The 19006-nt window shown below is 60.6% G+C and carries 16 protein-coding genes; 8 read left to right on the forward strand and 8 right to left on the reverse strand.

Annotated elements, in window-relative coordinates; genetic code table 11:
* Positions 1-36: 36 nt before the first annotated feature.
* The 6 genes from AC3WN7_RS12040 to aspA form a co-directional block, all read right to left on the reverse strand.
* The gene (locus tag AC3WN7_RS12040; RefSeq protein ID WP_095964367.1) at positions 37-1137 is read right to left on the reverse strand and encodes a polyamine ABC transporter substrate-binding protein; all 1101 of its coding nucleotides are present in this window, start codon (positions 1135-1137) and stop codon (positions 37-39) included.
* Positions 1138-1148: 11 nt separating this feature from the next.
* A complete protein-coding gene (locus AC3WN7_RS12045; RefSeq protein ID WP_095964366.1) occupies positions 1149-2180 on the reverse strand; it encodes a histone deacetylase family protein in 1032 nt (343 codons plus the stop codon).
* A gap of 262 nt (positions 2181-2442) precedes the next feature.
* Entirely contained in the window at positions 2443-3441 is a 999-nt protein-coding gene (locus AC3WN7_RS12050; protein ID WP_102673731.1) for an AraC family transcriptional regulator, read from the reverse strand.
* Positions 3442-3602: 161 nt separating this feature from the next.
* On the reverse strand, positions 3603-4607 hold the full coding sequence (locus tag AC3WN7_RS12055) for an asparaginase (RefSeq protein WP_102673732.1): 1005 nt from the start codon (positions 4605-4607) through the stop codon (positions 3603-3605).
* 173 nt (positions 4608-4780) lie between these two features.
* Positions 4781-6229, reverse strand: a complete 1449-nt coding sequence (locus tag AC3WN7_RS12060; RefSeq protein ID WP_095964363.1) for an alanine/glycine:cation symporter family protein — start codon at positions 6227-6229, stop codon at positions 4781-4783.
* A 530-nt stretch (positions 6230-6759) separates the two neighbouring features.
* Entirely contained in the window at positions 6760-8184 is a 1425-nt protein-coding gene (gene aspA / locus AC3WN7_RS12065) for an aspartate ammonia-lyase (RefSeq protein ID WP_003229645.1), read from the reverse strand.
* Positions 8185-8364: 180 nt separating this feature from the next.
* Here aspA and AC3WN7_RS12070 point away from each other — a divergent pair, with 180 nt between their 5' ends.
* The 5 genes from AC3WN7_RS12070 (at position 8365) to AC3WN7_RS12090 (ending at position 12171) form a co-directional block, all read left to right on the forward strand.
* On the forward strand, positions 8365-9282 hold the full coding sequence (locus tag AC3WN7_RS12070; protein ID WP_102673733.1) for a LysR substrate-binding domain-containing protein: 918 nt from the start codon (positions 8365-8367) through the stop codon (positions 9280-9282).
* A gap of 332 nt (positions 9283-9614) precedes the next feature.
* Positions 9615-10106, forward strand: a complete 492-nt coding sequence (purE, locus tag AC3WN7_RS12075) for a 5-(carboxyamino)imidazole ribonucleotide mutase (protein WP_007971731.1) — start codon at positions 9615-9617, stop codon at positions 10104-10106.
* 11 nt (positions 10107-10117) lie between these two features.
* On the forward strand, positions 10118-11200 hold the full coding sequence (locus tag AC3WN7_RS12080) for a 5-(carboxyamino)imidazole ribonucleotide synthase (RefSeq protein ID WP_102673734.1): 1083 nt from the start codon (positions 10118-10120) through the stop codon (positions 11198-11200).
* 101 nt (positions 11201-11301) lie between these two features.
* The gene (locus AC3WN7_RS12085) at positions 11302-11547 is read left to right on the forward strand and encodes a GlsB/YeaQ/YmgE family stress response membrane protein (RefSeq protein ID WP_095964360.1); all 246 of its coding nucleotides are present in this window, start codon (positions 11302-11304) and stop codon (positions 11545-11547) included.
* Between the two features lie 87 nt (positions 11548-11634).
* Positions 11635-12171 (forward strand): DUF3299 domain-containing protein, encoded by a 537-nt coding sequence (locus AC3WN7_RS12090; RefSeq protein ID WP_102673755.1) that lies wholly within the window; start codon positions 11635-11637, stop codon positions 12169-12171.
* 111 nt (positions 12172-12282) lie between these two features.
* On the opposite strand, the gene AC3WN7_RS12095 is transcribed toward AC3WN7_RS12090, so the two are convergent.
* On the reverse strand, positions 12283-13182 hold the full coding sequence (locus tag AC3WN7_RS12095) for a D-hexose-6-phosphate mutarotase (RefSeq protein ID WP_102673735.1): 900 nt from the start codon (positions 13180-13182) through the stop codon (positions 12283-12285).
* A gap of 68 nt (positions 13183-13250) precedes the next feature.
* Positions 13251-13655, reverse strand: coding sequence for an acyl-CoA thioesterase (locus tag AC3WN7_RS12100; RefSeq protein WP_007942704.1), 405 nt, complete (start codon positions 13653-13655; stop codon positions 13251-13253).
* 363 nt (positions 13656-14018) lie between these two features.
* On the opposite strand from AC3WN7_RS12100, the gene AC3WN7_RS12105 reads away from it, so the two are divergent.
* From AC3WN7_RS12105 to AC3WN7_RS12115, 3 genes are all read left to right on the forward strand, one after another.
* Entirely contained in the window at positions 14019-15317 is a 1299-nt protein-coding gene (locus tag AC3WN7_RS12105) for an MFS transporter (protein WP_102673736.1), read from the forward strand.
* 242 nt (positions 15318-15559) lie between these two features.
* A complete protein-coding gene (locus tag AC3WN7_RS12110) occupies positions 15560-16561 on the forward strand; it encodes a phosphate ABC transporter substrate-binding protein PstS (protein WP_015097393.1) in 1002 nt (333 codons plus the stop codon).
* 411 nt (positions 16562-16972) lie between these two features.
* Positions 16973-19006, forward strand: a complete 2034-nt coding sequence (locus tag AC3WN7_RS12115; protein WP_172435673.1) for an ABC transporter permease subunit — start codon at positions 16973-16975, stop codon at positions 19004-19006.

Raw genomic sequence — 19006 nt, forward strand, 5'->3', positions numbered from 1 at the left:
ACGCAGGTCTTGATGATGACGGGAACGACGCGGTTGTCAGGTACCGGACTTGATCTTGGTCCAGGCCCGGGTCCGCGCACGTTCGGCATCGCGCGGCAACGGTTGCAGGGTGTAGAGCGTGCTCATTGCCGTGTCGGTCGGGTACAGGTTCGGGTTGTTGCGGATCGCCGGGTCGACCAGTTCCGTGGCGTCCTTGTTCGGGTTCGGGTAGCCGACAAAGTCACTGACCGGCGCAATCACCTGAGGTTGCAGCAGGTAGTTGATGAAGGTGTAGGCGTCTTCCGGATTCTTCGCACCCTTGGGTATTGCGAGCATATCGAACCAGATCGGTGCGCCTTCCTTCGGCAAGCGCATGTCGACGATCACACCGTTCTTGGCTTCCTTGGCGCGGTTGGCGGCTTGCGAGAAGCTGCCGGAATAACCGACCGCGACGCAGATGTCACCGTTGGCGATATCGGCCATGTACTTCGATGAGTGGAAGTAGGTGATGTACGGGCGGATCTTCATCAGCAGCGCTTCAGCCTTGTCGTAGTCCGCAGGCTTCTTGCTGTTGGGATCGAGGCCGAGGTGTTGCAGGGCCAGCGGCAAGATCTCCGAGGGCGAGTCGAGCAGGGCGACGCCGCACTGCTTGAGCTTGCTGATGTTCTCTTCCTTGAAAATCAGGTCCCAGCTGTCCACTGGCGCGTTTTCGCCGAGCACGGCCTTGACCTTGTCCGGGTTGAAGCCGATCAGGATGGTCCCGTACATGTACGGCACGGCGAATTTGTTGCCCGGGTCGTTGGCTTCGATCAGCTTCATCAGCTTGGGATCGAGGTGGTTCCAGTTCGGCAACTTGCTGCGGTCCAGTGGCTGGAACACGCCGGCTTCGATCTGCTTGGCGAGGAACACGTTGGACGGCACCACCACATCGTAGCCGGAGTTGCCGGTCAGCAACTTGGCCTCCAGTGCTTCGTTGGTGTCGAAAATGTCGTAGACCAGCTTGGTCTGACTGTTCTGGGCCTTGAAGTCTTCCAGAGCCTTGGGGGTGATGTAGTCGAACCAGTTGTAGACGCGCAACGTTCGTTCTTCAGCATGGGCAACGCCACTGAGCACCAGGGCGCCCAGGGCTGGAACGATCAAACGCTTGAGTCTTGTCATTGTTCTAATCCTCATTGGGCGCTTTCGAAACCTTCGAGAACGTTCACGGCGTTGATGCCGATTTCTTCTACCGCGTAGCCGCCTTCCATCACGAACAGCGTCGGTTTGCCGAGAGCCGCAATGCGCTTGCCCATGGCCAGGTAATCCGGGCTGTCGAGTTTGAATTGCGAGATCGGATCGTCCTTGAACGTGTCGACGCCCAGGGAGACCACGACGATGTCGGCGCCGTAGCTTTCGATCTCTTTGCAGGCCTGTTCCAGCGCCGCGCTCCAGGTGTCCCAGCCCGAACCTGCGGCCAGAGGATAGTTGAAGTTGAAGCCCTCGCCGGGGCCCTCGCCCAATTCGTCTTCATAGCCGAGGAAGAACGGAAACTCGGCTTCCGGGTGGCCATGGATCGAGGTGAACAGCACGTCGCTGCGTTCGTAGAAGATCGACTGCGTGCCGTTGCCATGGTGGTAATCGACGTCGAGGATCGCGACCTTTTTGTGGCCCTGATCGAGGAACGCCTGAGCGGCGATGGCCGCGTTGTTGAGGTAGCAATAACCCCCCATCAAATCGCTGGCGGCGTGGTGTCCCGGTGGACGGCACAGGGCGAAGGCCGAACGGGCGCCGCGCTGGATTTCCGCCTGGGCGGTGAGGGCGACTTGCGCTGCGCTGTACGCCGCCTGCCAGGTACCGGCGGTGATCGGGGCGCCGCCATCGAAGCTGTAGTAACCGAGTTCGCCATGCAGGCTGGTGGGTTTGATCCGGCGCAGGGTACGGGCCGGCCAGGTGTAGGGCAGCAAGTCACCGTCGGTGTTGAACTCGGTCCAGCGTGCCCAGGCGCCTTTGAAGAAGTCGAGGTAGTCGCGGCTGTGGATGCGTTCGATCGGTCCGAGGCCGAAATCCTTCGGCGCTTCGACAGGGCCGAGATTTTGATTTTGCACCCGTGCCAGCACGTGGTCGGCACGCGAAGGCATTTCGAAGCAGGGCTTGAGTTGCCCGTCTATCAATTCACAACGGCCGTGGTGCAAGTGGTGATCGTTCGAGTAGATCGTCAGCATTTTGTTGTTCTCCGCAGGCTGATTCGGTTGAACACAGTCTTGCGGCACGGACGATTTCGGAGAACGGCAGGAAAGGCCAAAAGGGGATCGATATGGCCAAAACATTTGACCGAAATTCGCCCCTTGCTCACGGCTGAGTTCCGGGTGAGTGCATGAAATGCTAAACCTGTGGGAGCGGGCTTGCCCGCGAAAGCGGTGTTTCAGCCAATGGAGATGTATCGGTTGTACCGGCCTCTTCGCGGGCAAGCCCGCTCCCACGGGGTTATCCGTGTGGCCGAAACTGGCTGGGCGCCACACCACTCCAGCGTACGAACGCATGGCGAAAACTCGCGGTCTCGCTGAAGCCCAGCGCCTCGGCAATCTGGTAGATCGGCAATTGATCCTCACACAGCATTTGTTTGGCCTGCTCGAAGCGCAGTTCGTCGAGCAACTCCTGATAACTGCAGCCCATGTCCTTGAGATGTCGACGCAAGGTTCGCGCCGAGCAATTCATCTGCTCGGCCAGGCCCTCCAGCCCTGGCGCCGCATTCAATTGCGCGCTGAGCAATTGGCGGATCCGTCCGAGCCAGGCCTGTCGCCCGGTGAACTCGATGTTCTGTTTGCGGCAGCGCTCGGCCATGGCTTGATGGGTGATGACATCGGCCAGCGGCAACGGCTGGTCGAGCCAGCGCTTGTCGAAGGCGAAGGCATTGTTGCGCGCGCCGAAATCCAGCGGGCAGTTGAAGTGTTCGGCGTAGCTCGTTTCGTAGTCGGGTGCGGCATGTTCGAAGCGCGCGCCGAGCAAGGGCAGGGGATGGCCAAGCAGGTCATCGCAGGTGACTTTCAGCGATACGAGGCAGAACTCGGCGTTGAACACTGCCATGGCCGGGCTCTCGCGGTAATCGGCGGCGGCGAACCAGATGCGCTCGCCGTCGTCCTCCAGGCTCAGCTCGAAAAGTGTTCCCAGCAGCGCCGGGTAGCGTATCGCCAGGCGCAATGCGTCACCGAAGGTGGCACTGGTGAGCAGGGCGTAACCGAGCATGCCGTAGCAGGAAACGTGCATCCGCCGACCCAGTTCCAGGCCGATGTCGCGCTTGAGGGCAACGGCGTTGGCACAGACCTGCATCTCTTGATTGGTGGTGATGCGCGTGTCGGCCCGGTTCAGATCCGCCGCACTGATGCCGCTGCCGGCCAGTAGCGCTTCACTTGAAAGTCCATCGGCCTTGAAGGCATCGAGCACCAGGGAGACGGCATTGAGGGTGGTGAGGTGGGAGTGGAGCATGAGGACTTCCAGCCTTGGGATGCTGGAATGCGGAGCAAGTTGTGTGCCGACGACCCCTGTGGGAGCGGGCTTGCTCGCGAAGGCGGCGTGTCAGTCAACATTGATGTCATCTGACACGCCACCTTCGCGAGCAAGCCCGCTCCCACAGGTTTTGTGTTTTGTCAGCTCAGCTCGCCGCAAAGGTCGAGTTCGACAAGCCGACGGACTTCGTCCGTTTCAAGCCCTGCGCCCAGCAGTGCATGCAACTTGCCGAATGCCGCTTCACGGGTCATGCCGCCACCGGACAGCACACCGACACCGCGCAAGCGACTGCCTGCCTCATAGACGTCCAGTTCAACCCCGCCTTCGTGGCATTGCGTGACTGCCACCACCACCACGCCCTTGTCCCGCGCATGGCCGAGGCTGGCGAGGAACTCCGGGTTGTCGCTCGGCCCGGTGCCGCTGCCGTAGCACTCCAGCACCAGGCCTTGAATGCCGCTGTCGAGCAGGCCATCGAGGATCTCGGCAGCGATGCCAGGGAACAGCGGCAACACCGCAACCTTCGCCAGTTGTTTTGCCTGGTTGTAGTTCAACGCTGCTGGCAGCGAAGAGGCTTTCACACCGCCGCCCTGACGCTCCAGGCGCTTGAACGGATGACGGCCAAAACTGCGAACCTTGGCGCAACGGGTCGGGTCCAGCAGTTCGCCGTGGAAGTACAGATGCACACCCGGCGCGAGGCCTTGGCCCAGTGCAACCAGCGCGCCGCCGAGGTTCTCCCAGGCGTCGCTGTCGGTGACACCGGCCGGCAGCATGGAGCCGGTAAAACACACGCGGGCATGCAGGCCGAGCAACTGGAAGCTCATGGCGGCGGCACTATAGGCCAGTGTGTCGGTGCCATGCAGGATCAGCACGCTGTCGCAGCCCTGAACATCCACCGCATCGACCACCGCTTCACGCAACTGCTGCCAGTACGCCGGGGTCATGTTGGCGCTGTCGATCAGCGGCGACATCTCGCGAAAACGCCACTGCGGCACGACAAGTTCGGGCTGGCTGTGCAGGTATTCGCGCATCCGCGCTTCAAAGCCGGACGCCGGCGCAAGGCCGTTGGCGCTGGCTTGCATGCCAATGGTACCGCCGGTGTAGAGCACCATGACGTGCTGGGCGGCAGGATAGGTCGACGAATTCATGGAGGTTCTCCGAAACAATGACTGCCATTGCGGGAGCGGGCTGGCTCGCGAAGAGGTCAGTACATTCAACGCAGGTGTTGGCTGAACGTCCGTCTTCGCGAGCCAGCCCGCTCCCACAATGGATTTGCGCACTCTAGCTGACGGGCGCAAGGGATGCGCCCGCTTTTTACCGATCAGCGTTGCACTGCGGTCACGCCTTGCGGCTCAGCCTGACTCTGCGCGGCGGCTGGCGGGTTGGCCGGCCATGCCTGGCGATCCAGATCCAGGTCCGGGAACTTCGCGGAGTCGAACACCGGAGTCTTGATGCCAGCGGCGCGCTGGTCATCGTAGTCACGCAGGATGCGCATGCCGACCTTGAACAGCAGGAACAGCGCGATCAGGTTGACGAACGCGAGCATGGTCATGGTGATGTCGGCGAAGGCAAATACGGTACCGAGGTTTTCGATGGCGCCCCAGAAGATCAGCACCAGTACCAGCGCGCGATAGCCCATCAGCGCCTTGCGGTTTTCACCGATCAGAAAGCGCAGGTTGCTCTCGCCCAGGTAGTAGTTGTAGAGGATCGAGGTGAACACGAACAACGCCAGGGCCACGGAGATGAACATCCGGCCCCAGTCACCGACCACGGCGGCCAGGGAGTTCTGGGTCAGGGCAATGCCGTCGCCTTCGAAGCCCGGGGTGTAGAAACCCGAAAGCAGGATCAGCAGCGCGGTGCAGGTGCAGATCACGAAGGTGTCGAGGAACACGCTGAACGCTTGAACCACGCCTTGCGCCACCGGGTGTTCGACCGCTGCTACAGCCGCCACGTTAGGCGCGCTGCCCAGGCCTGCTTCGTTGGCGAACACGCCACGTTTCACGCCCATGACGATGGCGCTGCCGATCAGGCCACCGAAGGCCTGGTCCAGACCGAAGGCGCTCTTGACGATGGTCATCAGCATGCCCGGCACCTGGTCGAATTGCAGCACGATCACGTAAATGGTCACGCCGATGTACACCAGGGTTTTCACCGGTACCAACAGGTCGGCAACCTTGGCGATGCGCTTGATCCCGCCGATGAACACCAGACCCAGCAGCACGGCCAGACCGATGCCGGTGTAAGTGGTGTCGAGGCCGAACGCGTTGTTCAGCGAATGCGTCACGGCGTGCGCTTGCAGACCGTTGAAGGCGAAGCCGAACGTCACCAGCAACAGGAACGCCATGAGCATGCCCAGCCAGCGTTTCTGCAGACCGTGCTGGATGTAGTAGGACGGGCCGCCACGGAAGGTTCCGTCGGAATCGGTGCGTTTGTACAGTTGACCGAGGGAGCATTCGAAGAAGCTGCTGGACATGCCGACCAGTGCGGTCACCCACATCCAGAACACCGCGCCAGGTCCACCGAGTGTCACGGCGATGCCGACACCGGCAATGTTGCCCGCACCGACGCGGCCGGCGAGGCTGAGCATCAGGGCCTGGAATGAACTCAGTTGCCCGGCGCTGCTTTTGAGGCTGTCGCGGAACACCGCGAACATGTGGAAGAAGTGACGCAGTTGAACGAAACGCGAGCGGATCGTGAAGTAGCTACCGAGCCCGACAATGAGCACGATCAGTACTTTCCCTGAGAGGAAGTCGTTAATGACTTCGAGCATGGATTATTCCTCGCTGTTTTTTGTGTAGGCAAATGCTTGCCGGGCAGACACATCGAGTTACACCGGTGGGCGCACGGCACAATGGGCGGTTCGAAGTTCGTCCCGGTTTCATATCGCGGGTTTGTTATTAGTTCGGGTTTCGCATGGGTTGTGGTCTCGCTACCGACGACCGCTCACGCGAAGAGGGGCGGCACTATACCGATGACAGTGCCGTCCGTCTGCACGGTTGTGGTGCGTGCGGTGAAACGAAGCCCTTGAAACACCTGACATTTTTGCTGTCAGGCTATGTGGGAGCTGATCTGGGTGGGAGCGGGCTTGCTCGCGAAAGCGGTGTATCAGACACATCGTTGTTGGATGTGCCGCCGCCTTCGCGAGCAAGCCCGCTCCCACATTGGTCAGTCCCCAGACATACGGTTTTCATTGGCAAACAGTTAAAAAAAAGGGCCTGGAGAATGATCTCCAAGCCCTCAAAAGGTGAGAGGTGTCTAGTCCCTCGACCTGGTGAGCGGTGCTACAAGTAACGCGTCGGGTTAGGCCTTCAGGGGCACCAGACGCGGAGCAATCATGTTTTCCGGGCGCAGGATGTCGGCGAGCATGGCTTCGTCGAGCAGACCTTCTTCGCGCACCAGTTCCAGCACACCGCGGCCGCTTTCGAGGGCGATACGGGCGATGCGGGTGGCGTTTTTGTAGCCGATGTACGGGTTCAGCGCGGTGACCAGGCCGATCGAGTGCTCGACCAGTTCACGGCAGCGTGCTTCGTTGGCGGTGATGCCGACGATGCAGTGCTCGCGCAGCATGTCCATGGCGCGTTGCAGCAGGCGGATCGAATCGAGGATCTTGAAGGCGATCAGCGGTTCCATCACGTTCAGTTGCAGCTGGCCGCCTTCGGCCGCCATGGTCAGCGCCAGATCGTTACCGATGACCTGGAAGGCCACCTGGTTAACGGCTTCCGGAATAACCGGGTTGACCTTACCGGGCATGATCGAGCTGCCTGGCTGACGCGCTGGCAGGTTGATTTCGTTGATGCCGGTGCGTGGGCCGCTGGACAGCAGGCGCAGGTCGTTGCAGATCTTCGACAGCTTGACCGCAGTACGCTTGAGCATGCCGGAGAACAGCACGAAGGCGCCCATGTCGGAGGTGGCTTCGATCAGGTCGGCGGCCGGAACCAGCGGCTGACCGCTGATCAGGGCCAGGCGCTGTACAGCCAAGGCCTGATAGCGCGGGTCGGCGTTGATGCCGGTGCCGATCGCGGTGCCGCCCAGGTTCACTTCAGTCAGCAGTTCCGGGGCCAGTGTCTTCAGACGGGCCAGGTCTTCGCCCATGGTGGTGGCGAAAGCACGGAACTCTTGACCCAGGGTCATCGGTACGGCGTCTTGCAGTTGGGTACGACCCATCTTCAGGACGTGGTTGAATTCTTCACCCTTGGCCGCGAACGCCTGAATCAGGCTGTCGAGGCTGGCGAGCAGGGCGTCGTGACCGAGCAACAGACCCAGACGGATCGCCGTCGGGTAGGCGTCGTTGGTCGACTGCGCCATGTTCACGTCGTCGTTCGGGTGCAGGTACTGGTATTCGCCTTTCTGGTGACCCATGGCCTCCAGCGCGATGTTGGCGATCACTTCGTTGGCATTCATGTTGGTCGAAGTGCCAGCGCCGCCTTGAATCATGTCCACCACGAACTCTTCGTGGAAGTCGCCGCGGATCAGACGTGCACAGGCTTCGCTGATGGCAGCGTGCTTGGCTTCGCTCAGGTGACCCAGCTCACGGTTGGCGTCAGCAGCGGCCTGTTTGACCATGGCCAGACCGACAACCAGTTTCGGGTAGTGCGAAATCGGAACGCCCGAAAGGCGGAAGTTGTTCACCGCTCGCAGGGTCTGGATACCGTAATACGCTTGAGCCGGTACTTCGAGGGCGCCAAGCAGGTCATTTTCTGTGCGGAATGATGCAGCGGAGGACATGATAGAAATCATCTCAATATGGACCCGGGCTGTGCCGGAACGCTGTGAATGCTAGGCTTGTGCAGGATTTTGGGCCAATGCTGTTAAACACTAGCCTATGCATATTCGGCATAATGCCCGTGTGACGCCGGCTTGACGGCGAGCGTGTGACCTAAATTGGTGCGTGTCCGGGAGGGCGTGATGAATCTGGAAAGCAAATGGCTGGAGGACTTTAGTGCCCTGGCTGCCACCCGCAGCTTCTCCCAGGCAGCCGAACGGCGCTTCGTGACGCAACCGGCGTTCAGCCGGCGAATCCGCAGCCTGGAGGCGGCGCTGGGGCTGACCTTGGTCAATCGCTCGCGCACGCCGATCGAACTGACGGCGGCGGGACAATTGTTTCTGGTCACGGCACGCACCGTGGTCGAGCAACTCGGCGAAGTATTGCGCCATCTGCATCATCTGGAAGGCGGGCAGGGCGAAGTGATGCAGGTGGCGGCCGCACACTCGTTGGCGCTCGGTTTCTTTCCGCGGTGGATTGCGCAGTTGCGCAACGAAGGCTTGAACATCGCCACGCGACTGGTGGCGACGAACGTCGGCGACGCGGTGCATGCCTTGCGCGAAGGCGGTTGCGATCTGATGCTGGCCTTCTATGATCCGGACGCGGCAATGCAAATGGACCCGGAAATCTTCCCCTCCCTGCACCTTGGCCACACCGAAATGCTGCCGGTTTGCGCGGCGGACGCCGACGGCAAACCGCTGTTCGATCTGGAGGGCGAGGCCAGCGTACCGCTGCTGGCTTATAGTGCCGGGGCATTTCTCGGCCGTTCGGTGAACATGCTGCTGCGCCAACGGGCGCTGCGCTTCACCACGATCTACGAAACCGCCATGGCCGACAGCCTGAAAAGCATGGCCCTGGAAGGCCTGGGCATTGCCTGGGTGCCGCAGCTCAGTGTGCGCGCCGAACTGGCGCGCGGTGAACTGGTGGTCTGCGGCGGCCCGCAATGGCATGTGCCGCTGGAAATTCGCCTGTATCGCTGTGCGTTGGTACGCAAGGCCAACGTGCGGTTGCTCTGGCGCAAACTCGAAGGTGGCGCGGCGCAGGGCACGACCGGTTCCTGAATACCATGAAACCCCAATGTGGGAGCGGGCTTGCTCGCGAAGAGGCTGGTACATTCAACATCGATGTTGATTGAACCACCGCTTTCGCGAGCAAGCCCGCTCCCACAGGAAATTCGAGGTGTATTCCATTGACCTTCAAGTCAATAAAATCGGGGCTTTGCGGCAGATGACAGATGGTCGCAACGGGGGCTGTTTATTGGCTTCATTGAGGTATACTGCGCGGCCTCCGGCCGGTTACGACTGGCCATAATTCGTACAATCAAGCCACGCATCCTGCGTGGCTTGTTGTTTTTTGATGCGCCTGCGGGCGCCCAGAGAGAAGAGGCACGACGATGAGTGCACTGGTTGGCGTGATCATGGGCTCCAAGTCCGATTGGTCCACCCTTAGCCACACCGCCGATATGCTGGAAAAGCTCGGCATCCCTTACGAGGTGAAAGTGGTTTCTGCCCACCGCACCCCGGACCTGCTGTTCCAGTACGCCGAAGAGGCCGAAGCACGGGGCATCGAGGTGATCATCGCCGGTGCCGGTGGCGCGGCCCACTTGCCAGGCATGTGTGCAGCCAAGACCCACTTGCCGGTGCTGGGCGTACCCGTTCAGTCCGCAATGCTTTCGGGCGTTGATTCGCTGCTGTCCATTGTGCAGATGCCAGCAGGCATTCCGGTTGCCACCCTGGCTATCGGCAAGGCCGGTGCGATCAACGCAGCGCTGCTGTCGGCGAGTATCCTTGGCGCCAAGCACCCGCAGTTCCATGCGGTGCTGAAAACCTTCCGTGCTGAGCAGACAGACAGCGTCCTGGAAAATCCAGACCCACGCATCGCCTGAGGTTGTTGACGATGAAGATCGGTGTAATCGGTGGCGGCCAGTTGGGTCGCATGTTGGCGTTGGCGGGCACTCCGCTGGGCATGAACTTCGCTTTTCTGGACCCGGCGCCGGATGCTTGCGCAGCCGCGTTGGGCGAACACCTGCGAGCCGACTACGGCGATCAGGATCACCTGCGCCAGCTGGCCGATGAAGTCGATCTGGTGACTTTCGAGTTCGAAAGCGTTCCGGCGGAAACCGTCGCGTTCCTCTCGCAATTCGTCCCCGTCTACCCGAGCGCCGAAGCCTTGCGCATCGCCCGCGACCGCTGGTTCGAGAAGAGCATGTTCAAGGACCTGGGGATTCCTACTCCGGCGTTCGCTGACATCCAGTCCCAGGCCGACCTGGACGCCGCTGTGGCCTCCATCGGCCTGCCGGCGGTGCTCAAGACCCGTACCCTGGGTTACGACGGCAAGGGCCAGAAAGTCCTGCGTACCCCTGAAGATGTGGTCGGCACCTTCGCCGAGCTGGGTAGCGTGGCCTGCCTGCTGGAAGGCTTCGTGCCGTTCACCGGTGAAGTCTCGCTGATCGCCGTGCGTGCCCGCGACGGTGAAACCCGCTTCTACCCGTTGGTGCACAACACCCACGAAAGCGGCATCCTCAAGCTGTCCGTGGCCAGCACCGATCACCCGTTGCAAGCCCTGGCCGAAGACTACTCCAGCCGTGTGCTCAAGCAGTTGGATTACGTCGGCGTGATGGCGTTCGAGTTCTTCGAAGTCGACGGTGGCCTCAAGGCCAACGAAATCGCCCCGCGCGTGCACAACTCCGGGCACTGGACCACCGAAGGCGCCGAGTGCAGCCAGTTCGAAAACCACCTGCGGGCCGTTGCCGGCCTGCCGTTGGGTTCGACGGCCAAGGTCGGCGAAAGCGCGATGCTCAACTTCATCGGCAAAGTGCCAGAGACCGAGAAGGTCCTGAACATCGCCGATTGCCATTTGCATCACTATGGCAAGGCGTTCAAGGTCGGCCGCAAGGTCGGTCACGCCAACCTGCGTTGTGCAGACCGCGAGACGCTGGCTGCGCAGATCCTCAAGGTCGAAGCGCTCATCGCCGAATAGTTTCATGTGGCAGCGGCGGAACCATTCAGGGGCCGCCGTTCTCTCATGGCAGGATGCCAAAGTCTGGCTAGGCTATAGCCAATCAATCAGAGGGAAATGCCATGGGAATTATCGGAACCATCTTTATCGGCTTGATCGTCGGTCTGCTGGCTCGGTTCCTGAAACCGGGCGATGACAGCATGGGCTGGATCATGACGATCCTGCTCGGTATCGGCGGTTCGCTGGCGGCCACCTATGGCGGCCAAGCCCTGGGTATCTATCAGGCTGGCCAAGGTGCAGGCTTCATCGGGGCGCTGGTGGGCGCCGTTGTGTTGCTGGTGGTCTACGGGCTGATCAAAAAGAACTGATCCAGACGATAAAGCCCTCTCCGCCAAGCCGGTCGGGAGGGCTAGAATGTTCGGCGTTTCCTGTTCTTCCCTTTGCCGAGCACCTTCATGCGCCGTCTTTTACTGACTCTTGTTTTACTGGGTACGGGCCTTGCCCATGCCGGCGAACTGCCAGAGACCGACTGGCTCGAATTGATGCCCAAGTCGGACCAGAAGGCCCTCGAGGCCATGCCCGAAATCGACCACAATTCCCCTGAAGCCAATGGCACCTTCACCGACAAAGGCGGGATGAAGCAGGCCAAAGGCTTGCCGGCGGTGATGTACTCGACCAAGACTGTTGCGTCGATGAACGACAGAAACATCCGCATTGGCGGTTATCCAGTGCCGCTGGAGTCCGACGCCAAAGGCCACAGTACTTTGTTCTTCCTGGTGCCGTACCCGGGTGCCTGCATCCACGTGCCGCCACCGCCACCCAATCAACTGGTGCTGGTGCGTTATCCCAAGGGCTTGAAGCTGGATGATATCTACACGCCGCTGTGGGTGACCGGCACGCTGAAGATCGAGAAGGTCAGCAATGACCTGGCGGATGCGGCGTATGCGCTGGATGCGCAGAAGGTGCGGGTGGTGGAAGAGTCAGACTTGTAGAGATGTAAATGTGGGAGCGGGCTTGCTCGCGAAGAGGGAGTGTCAGTCGCCATCAATGCTGACTGATACACCGCTTTCGCGAGCAAGCCCCACATTGGTTTCAGGTGTTATTTAGAGCGGCGCGCTACCGATGCTGATACCCAAGGTGTGGCTAGCACCTGCTGCGAGCGTCACCACATCGCCCATCACGTTCGCCGTCTCGATGCACAGCATGCGCTGCCAACCGTCGTCGGCCATGTCGCTGAACGCAGCGGCGCGGTCGATCCACGGGTTCCAGATCACTGCCGTGCGCGATCCGCTGCTGGTCAGTACGATGCGCCGTTCCCAGGCTGGATCGACGATGCTCAACTGTGGCGGGGCGTTGAGGTAGATGCGGTCGGTCTCGCCGGTAAAATGCAGATCACCGGTCTGGGTGACGGTTTTCCAGTTATCCAGGGTTTCGATGTAGTTGAGACCGTCCACACCTTCGACGCGCACATCACGCACATCGCTGACGGCAAAGTAACTGTGCAGCGCCTGGCTGATGCTGACGGTATCAGTGCCCCGGTTGTGGCTGGTCAGCTGGATGTGTAATTGCTCATCGAGGCGAATGGTCATAGTCAAATCCACCTGGTGCGGCCAGCCAGGGAAGCCGCCTTCGGGGTAGGGCAGCAGGAATTCGACCTTCAGGCTTTCGCCTTCGGCTTCGATGCCGCCCAGTTCCCAATCCATCGCTCGCACGAAGCCGTGAGCCGACGGCGCGTCATTGCTGACACGCATCGCCTTGACACTTTGCGGGTTGCGGTCGAAGACACCGAACCACGGCCAGCACACCGGTACGCCGGCGCGGATGCTCTTGCCGGTCTTGAATACGGCCTCGTCGTTGAGCCAGATCAGCGGCGGCTGGCCGGCCAGCTGATAGCTGAGGATGTGCGCACCTTGCTGGGCCACCAGTAATTCGGCCTGACCGTGGCGGATGCGCCAGCAGTTCAGTTCATCCAGTTTTACGGCTTCAACATTGGGCGTGCTCATGGGACAGCTCTCGATCAGTAACGTGGACGACTATCGACCGCAAAACGGCTACCAGGTTTAGAAACTCTTTATCGAGCCCTGGGCGGAACCGAGCGGGTACGACCGCTGCCGTCGATGGCAACGAACACAAACACCGCTTCGGTTACTTTACGCCACTCGCTGGACAGTGGATCGTCGCTCCAGACCTCGACCATCATCTTGATCGAGCTGCGGCCGATTTCCAGGGCCTGGGTATAAAAGGAAAGCTGAGCGCCCACCGCCACCGGAACCAGAAATGCCATGCGGTCGATTGCAACGGTGGCAACGCGCCCGCCGGCGACCTTGCTGGCCATCGCAGTGCCTGCCAAATCCATCTGCGCCACCAGCCAGCCGCCGAAAATGTCGCCAAAGCCGTTGGTTTCGCGAGGGAGCGCGGTGATTTGCAGGGCCAGGTCGCCTTGCGGGATCGGATCTTCTTGTTCGAGCTCTATCATGCCGGGGGTGCCTCTGACCCGTGACTCTTCGTTGGTATTGCTGGTGGTAGCCGTCTTCGGGAAAAACGATTCAGCACCGAACATACTGCGTTCGTCACGTTTTCCATAAGGCGCCTAAAGGGAAACTCTGCGAAATCGCCTATGAACCTGACAGGCGTTTTCGCACAGCAACCCTCAAAAACCGGAGCAAGGCTGCGAGTATATCGGTCGGTAGACTCCGCGACGACCGTCCGGTTCTCATTTTGACCGTCAAAAACGCACCTCTATGTGCTTTTTCGAACAATTTGCTATCGTGCCGGACCTGCCCAGGCCTCAACCAGCGTTGTTGAGGTTGCAGATCCGACTATAAGAGAAGCCCTTGCCATGACCACAGCGCCCTCGAGCATCGCGCAGCCAGAACAACCCGCACGTCCGCTGACCCGCAACGACTACAAGACTCTATCGCTGTCTGCCCTGGGCGGTGCGCTGGAGTTCTACGACTTCATCATCTTCGTGTTCTTCGCCACGGTGGTGGGCAAGCTGTTCTTCCCGGTGGACATGCCAGAGTGGCTACGCCTGATGCAGACCTTCGGCATCTTCGCCGCCGGCTACCTGGCGCGGCCGCTGGGCGGCATCGTGATGGCGCATTTCGGCGACCTGCTGGGCCGCAAGAAAATGTTCACCCTGAGCATTTTCATGATGGCCGTGCCGACCCTGATCATGGGGTTGTTGCCGACCTATGCGCAGATCGGCATGTGGGCACCGATCCTGTTGCTGCTGATGCGGGTGATCCAGGGCGCGGCCATTGGCGGTGAGGTGCCGGGGGCGTGGGTCTTCGTTTCCGAACACGTGCCGCAGCGTCATATCGGCTACGCCTGTGGCACCCTGACCAGCGGTCTGACGGCGGGCATCCTGCTCGGCTCGCTGGTCGCCACGGCGATCAACAGCCTCTATACCCCGGTGGAAGTGTCGGATTACGCCTGGCGGATCCCGTTCCTGCTGGGCGGCGTGTTCGGACTGTTCTCGGTGTACCTGCGTCGCTGGCTGCACGAAACCCCGGTGTTCGCCGAGCTGCAACAGCGCAAGGCCCTGGCCGAAGAGGTGCCGCTGCGCGCGGTGCTGCGTGACCATCGTGGCGCCATCGCCATTTCGATGCTGCTCACCTGGCTGCTGTCTGCCGCCATCGTGGTGTTGATCCTGATGACGCCGACTGTGTTGCAGACGGTCTATCACTTCTCGCCAACCACGTCCTTGCAGGCGAACAGCCTGGCGATCGTCTTCCTGAGCTTTGGCTGCATCATCGCCGGCGCGCTGGCGGATCGCTTCGGCGCAGGGCGAGTCTTCGTCCTGGGCTGCGCTGCATTGCTGGCCAGCTCCTGGACCTTCTACCACAGCCTGGCCGACCATCCGGACTGGCTGTTCCCGCTGTATGCGCTGACCGGTCTGCTGGTCGGCACCATCGGCGCGGTGCCGTACGTGATGGTGAAGGCGTTCCCGCCAGTGGTGCGTTTCAGTGGCCTGTCGTTCTCCTATAACGTGGCCTACGCCATTTTCGGCGGTCTGACGCCAATGATCGTCAGTCTGCTGCTCAAGGAAAGCCCGATGGGGCCGGCCTACTACGTGGCGGTGCTGTGCGGGGTCGGGATTCTGGTGGGGGCATATCTCTGGAAAAAAGGGCGCTAAGCGGCCTTTCTCAGCGACTGCACTGACGCCTTCGCGAGCAAGCCCGCTCCCACATTGGTTCTGTATTCGCCGCAGATCCCCTGTGGGAGCGGGCTTGCTCGCGAAGAACGATAACGCGGTATTACCTGGAAACACTGAATACTGGCCTTTCATCCAATTGTCATATTTCAGCCATAGAGTGTTCACACGGCCTGCTGATACTTGGCCCCGACTTAACACACCCTATCTGCTAGGAGTAAGGCATGAAACTGAAGCGTTTGATGGCGGCAATGACTTTTGTCGCTGCTGGCGTTGCGACTGCCAACGCGGTTGCCGCTGTTGACCCTGCTATCCCGAGCTACACCAAGACCACTGGTGTGTCGGGCAACCTGTCCAGCGTCGGCTCCGATACCCTGGCCAACCTCATGACCCTCTGGGCTGAGAACTACAAGAAAGAATACCCGAACGTAAACATCCAGATTCAGGCCGCCGGTTCTTCTACCGCACCACCTGCGCTGACAGAAGGTACCGCTAACCTGGGCCCGATGAGCCGCAAGATGAAGGACAACGAGCTGCAAGCCTTCGAAACCAAGTATGGCTACAAGCCAACCGCTATTCCGGTTGCCGTGGACGCCTTGGCCGTATTCGTGCATAAGGACAACCCTATCAAGGGTCTGACCATGGCTCAGGTCGACGCGATTTTCTCCTCGACTCGTCTGTGCGGTGCCAAGACCGATGTCAAAACCTGGGGTGACCTGGGCGTGACCGGTGACCTGGCCAACAAGCCAGTTCAACTGTTTGGTCGTAACTCGGTATCCGGTACCTACGGCTACTTCAAGGAAGAAGCCCTGTGCAAGGGCGACTTCAAGCCAAACGTCAACGAACAGCCAGGTTCGGCTTCGGTTGTGCAGTCGATCAGCAGCTCGCTGAACGGCGTCGGCTACTCGGGCATTGGGTACAAGACTGCCAGCGTGAAAACCGTTGCCCTGGCCAAGAAAGATGGCGGTGAATTCATCGAAGACACCGAAGAAAACGCCCTGAACGGCAAGTACCCGCTGTCGCGCTTCCTCTACGTTTACGTCAACAAAGCGCCAAACAAGCCTCTGGCTCCGCTGGAAGCCGAGTTCGTGAAACTGGTTCTGTCGAAACAGGGCCAGGAAGTTGTAGTGAAAGACGGCTACATCCCACTGCCAGCCAAGGTTGCTGCAAAAGCTCTGGCTGACCTGGGTCTCGCGGAAGGCGGCGCTGAAGTCGCAAAAAAGTAACAAATTGAGTCCGAGGTGAACCCCTCGGACTCACATGGGGGCGGCAGGAGTCGCCCCCATACACCTCTAATTCTCTATCCACTGCTGGTTACCGCCAGCGGCGGATTTGTTGCGTCACTGCATTGTCATCTTTCTGTCATACAGGATCGCTAGGGTGTGCGCATGAATGATCTGGCCAATTCCAACATGACTACTAATCCCCCCAAGCGAATTGACTTCAATACGCCTGAGCTACAACGCAAGCGTCGCATCCGCGCGCTCAAGGATCGCTTCACCCGCTGGTACGTCCTTATCGGCGGCCTGGCGGTGCTGGCAGCCATCACACTGATCTTCTTCTTCCTTGCCTACATTGTCGCGCCCCTGTTCCAGGGTGCCAGTCTGACCGCCAAGGACGCTATTACGCCAGCCTGGATGCAAGACGCCGGCAAGCCGCTGATGATCTCCCTGGAAGAGCAGAACCAGGTGGCGATGCGGGTTTCCGACAAGGGCCAGGCATTGTTCTTCGACATCGACAGTGGCGCCGAACTCAAGCGCGTCGATTTGCCGGTTCCGGCCGGCACCACCGTGACCTCCATCGGTGAAGACCAGCCAGGCCACCCGCTGGTGGCGGTGGGTCTGTCCAACGGTCAGGCACTGGTATTCCGTCACACCTATAAAGTCAGCTACCCGGAAGGCAAGAAAACCATCACCCCGGCCGTCGAGTACCCGTATGGCGAAGCGCCAATCGCGGTGAACGAGGCGGGTGGTACGCTGGAGCACGTCAGCCTCAACGCCAACGATTCGACCCTGATGCTGGTGGGCTCTACCGGTTCGCAACTCAATGTTCTGTCGCTGACCAGCGAAGAGAACATGATGACCGGCGAAGTCACCAACGAGCAGAAGCGCATCGAGCTGCCGCAGATGACCGAGCCGGTGAAGAGCATCTTCGTCGACCCGCGTCAGCAGTGGCTGTACGTGATCAACGGGCGTGCCCAGGCTGACGTGTTCAGCTTGCGCGACAAGAGCCTCAACGGTCGCTACAAACTGCTTGAAGACGGTGAAGCGCAAGTCACCGCCAGCACCCAGCTGGTGGGCGGCATCTCGCTGATCATCGGCGATTCCAAGGGTGGCCTGGCCCAGTGGTTCATGGCCCGCGATCCCGATGGCGAACAACGTCTGAAGCAGATTCGCACCTTCCAGATGGGCACTACGCCGATCGTTGAAATCACCGCCGAAGAGCGCCGCAAGGGCTTCGTTGCCCTGGACGCTTCCGGCAAGCTTGGCGTGTTCCACAGCACTGCCCACCGTACCTTGCTGGTGGAACCCGTCGCTGAAGGCCAGGGCGTTTTCGGTCTGTCGCCTCGCGCCAACCGCGTAATCGTTGAAGCCGGCGGCAAGCTGCATCCGCTGCTGCTCGACAACCCGCACCCGGAAGTGTCGTGGAGCGCGTTGTGGAGCAAGGTCTGGTACGAGAACTACGACGAGCCTAAATACGTCTGGCAATCGACCGCCGCCAACACCGACTTCGAACCCAAGCTGAGCCTGTCACCGCTGACCTTCGGTACCCTGAAAGCCGCGTTTTACGCCATGTTGCTGGCCGCTCCACTGGCCGTTGCCGCTGCGATCTACACCGCGTACTTCATGGCTCCTGGCATGCGCCGCAAGGTCAAGCCGGTGATCGAATTGATGGAAGCGATGCCGACGGTGATCCTCGGTTTCTTCGCCGGTCTGTTCCTCGCACCTTATGTTGAAGGACACTTGCCGGGCATCTTCAGCCTGCTGATGCTGCTGCCGATCGGCATCCTGGTCGCCGGTTTCACCTTCAGCCGCCTGCCTGAGTCGATCCGCCTGAAAGTACCGGACGGTTGGGAAAGTGCGCTGCTGATTCCGGTGATCCTGTTTGTGGGTTGGCTGTCGCTGTACATGAGTCCGTTCATGGAGAACTGGTTCTTCGGCGGCGACATGCGCATGTGGATCTCCCACGACCTGGGCATCACCTACGATCAGCGCAACGCTCTGGTGGTCGGCCTGGCCATGGGCTTCGCGGTCATCCCGAACATCTACTCCATCGCCGAAGACGCTGTGTTCAGCGTGCCGCGTGGCCTGACCCTGGGCTCCCTGGCCCTCGGTGCCACGCCGTGGCAGACCATGACTCGCGTGGTGATCCTCACCGCGAGCCCGGGCATCTTCTCGGCGCTGATGATCGGCATGGGCCGTGCGGTCGGGGAAACCATGATCGTGCTGATGGCCACCGGTAACACCCCGGTCATGGAAATGAACCTGTTCGAAGGCCTGCGCACCCTGGCGGCCAACGTTGCGGTGGAAATGCCCGAGTCGGAAGTCGGCGGCAGCCACTACCGCGTGCTGTTCCTCTCGGCGCTGGTGCTGCTGTTGTTCACCTTCGTCATGAACACCCTCGCAGAACTGATTCGTCAGCGTCTGCGCAAGAAATACTCGTCGCTTTAA

This window comes from Pseudomonas sp. FW305-70 (genome assembly GCF_058783925.1).

Coding starts and splice junctions, on each gene's coding strand:
- AC3WN7_RS12110 (WP_015097393.1), top strand. CDS start 15,560: ATGAAACTGAAGCGTTTGATGGCGGCAATGACTTTTGTCGCTGCTGGC.
- AC3WN7_RS12070 (WP_102673733.1), top strand. CDS start 8,365: ATGAATCTGGAAAGCAAATGGCTGGAGGACTTTAGTGCCCTGGCTGCC.
- AC3WN7_RS12060 (WP_095964363.1), bottom strand. CDS start 6,229: ATGCTCGAAGTCATTAACGACTTCCTCTCAGGGAAAGTACTGATCGTG.
- purE (WP_007971731.1), top strand. CDS start 9,615: ATGAGTGCACTGGTTGGCGTGATCATGGGCTCCAAGTCCGATTGGTCC.
- AC3WN7_RS12045 (WP_095964366.1), bottom strand. CDS start 2,180: ATGCTGACGATCTACTCGAACGATCACCACTTGCACCACGGCCGTTGT.
- AC3WN7_RS12090 (WP_102673755.1), top strand. CDS start 11,635: ATGCGCCGTCTTTTACTGACTCTTGTTTTACTGGGTACGGGCCTTGCC.
- AC3WN7_RS12115 (WP_172435673.1), top strand. CDS start 16,973: ATGCAAGACGCCGGCAAGCCGCTGATGATCTCCCTGGAAGAGCAGAAC.
- AC3WN7_RS12080 (WP_102673734.1), top strand. CDS start 10,118: ATGAAGATCGGTGTAATCGGTGGCGGCCAGTTGGGTCGCATGTTGGCG.
- AC3WN7_RS12095 (WP_102673735.1), bottom strand. CDS start 13,182: ATGAGCACGCCCAATGTTGAAGCCGTAAAACTGGATGAACTGAACTGC.
- AC3WN7_RS12055 (WP_102673732.1), bottom strand. CDS start 4,607: ATGAATTCGTCGACCTATCCTGCCGCCCAGCACGTCATGGTGCTCTAC.
- AC3WN7_RS12040 (WP_095964367.1), bottom strand. CDS start 1,137: ATGACAAGACTCAAGCGTTTGATCGTTCCAGCCCTGGGCGCCCTGGTG.
- AC3WN7_RS12085 (WP_095964360.1), top strand. CDS start 11,302: ATGGGAATTATCGGAACCATCTTTATCGGCTTGATCGTCGGTCTGCTG.
- aspA (WP_003229645.1), bottom strand. CDS start 8,184: ATGTCCTCCGCTGCATCATTCCGCACAGAAAATGACCTGCTTGGCGCC.
- AC3WN7_RS12100 (WP_007942704.1), bottom strand. CDS start 13,655: ATGATAGAGCTCGAACAAGAAGATCCGATCCCGCAAGGCGACCTGGCC.
- AC3WN7_RS12105 (WP_102673736.1), top strand. CDS start 14,019: ATGACCACAGCGCCCTCGAGCATCGCGCAGCCAGAACAACCCGCACGT.
- AC3WN7_RS12050 (WP_102673731.1), bottom strand. CDS start 3,441: ATGCTCCACTCCCACCTCACCACCCTCAATGCCGTCTCCCTGGTGCTC.